Annotated in this window: 1 protein-coding gene; it reads left to right on the top strand. The window is 63.1% G+C overall.

Going from position 1 to position 1,391, the window contains the following annotated elements:
- Positions 1-119: 119 nt before the first annotated feature.
- The coding region (ltrA, locus tag IEZ19_RS49815; protein WP_229841748.1) for a group II intron reverse transcriptase/maturase at positions 120-1,391 on the top strand (1,272 nt) is incomplete at its 3' end.

Below are 1,391 nucleotides of genomic sequence, written 5' to 3'. Positions count from 1 at the left end.
CCCGCCCGTGCCGTCACCGCCTCACACCGAACTCCTTGACCGAATCAAGCAACGGCATTGAGGGGGCGGGTCGTCCTGATCTTGTTTGGTGGTCAACCGGTGTTTCCGGGAGGAGCCAGGTGAACGGATCAAGGCCGCAGGCCGAGACCAAGTCGTTTTACATTCCGAAGTCGATGGTGTGGGAGGCGTATCTGAGGGTCAAAGCCAATCGGGGTGCACCCGGGGTGGACGGGGTGTCGATCGAGCAGTTCGAGCAGAACCTCAAGGGGAATCTGTACAAGCTGTGGAATCGCATGTCGTCTGGCTCGTACTTCCCTCCGGCGGTGAAGGCCGTGGAGATCCCCAAGGCGGGCGGGAAAAGTGTCCGTGTACTCGGGGTTCCCACAGTGGCCGATCGGATCGCTCAGACGGTGGCCGCCATGTATCTGGAGCGGCGGGTGGAGCCTGTGTTCCATCCGGACTCCTACGGCTACCGGCCCAGGCAGTCCGCGCTGGACGCGGTGGAGACCTGCCGGCGGCGCTGTTGGAGGAGCAACTGGGTGGTCGATCTGGACATCCGGGCGTTCTTCGACAGCGTGGACCATGAGTTGATGCTCAAGGCCGTCGAGAGGCATGTCGACGCTGACGGGAAGTGGGTCCTGCTCTACGTCAAGCGGTGGCTGGTGGCCCCGCTGGCGAGGCCGGACGGCACGGTGCAGCAACGGGAACGCGGGACTCCCCAGGGGTCGGCGATCTCTCCTGTGCTGGCGAATTTGTATCTCCACTACGCGTTCGACATGTGGCTGGCGCGGGAATTCCCGCAGGTTACGTTCGAGCGGTACTGCGACGATGCGGTGATTCACTGCCGCAGCGAGCATCAGGCCCGCCGCGTGCGGGACGCTCTTGCTGCGAGATTGGCGCAGGTCGGTCTGGAGTTGCATCCGGACAAGACGCGCGTGGTGTATTGCAAGGATGCTGACCGGCGCGGCTCGTATGAGCACACGTCGTTCACGTTCCTCGGGTACACCTTCCGGCCGAGGCTGGCCAAGAACCGGTACGGGAAGCACTTCGTGAGCTTCCTGCCTGCGGTCAGTAAGGAGGCGATCAAGGCGATGGGCAAGGAGATCCGCTCCTGGCGCATTGCCGCCCGCAGTGACAAGTCCCTCAACGACCTTGCGCGGATGTTCAACAGCGTCGTGCAAGGGTGGGTCAACTATTACGGGCGCTTCTACAAGTCCATGTTGTATCCCCTTCTCCGGCGCCTCAACGAGTATCTGGTGCGCTGGGCTTGCCGGAAGTACAAACGGCTTCACCGCAGGGAGAGGAAGGCGAAGGAACTGCTGGCGGGCACTGCCCGCCGGTACCCGAACCTCTTCGCCCACTGGCGGTTCGGTCTCAAGCCTGATGGCTGG

Source organism: Streptomyces brasiliensis (genome assembly GCF_014647875.1).
Taxonomy (GTDB): Bacteria; Actinomycetota; Actinomycetes; order Streptomycetales; family Streptomycetaceae; genus Streptomyces; species Streptomyces brasiliensis.
Note: the sequence above shows the minus strand (reverse complement) of the source record. Positions and strands in the feature narration are given on the sequence as shown.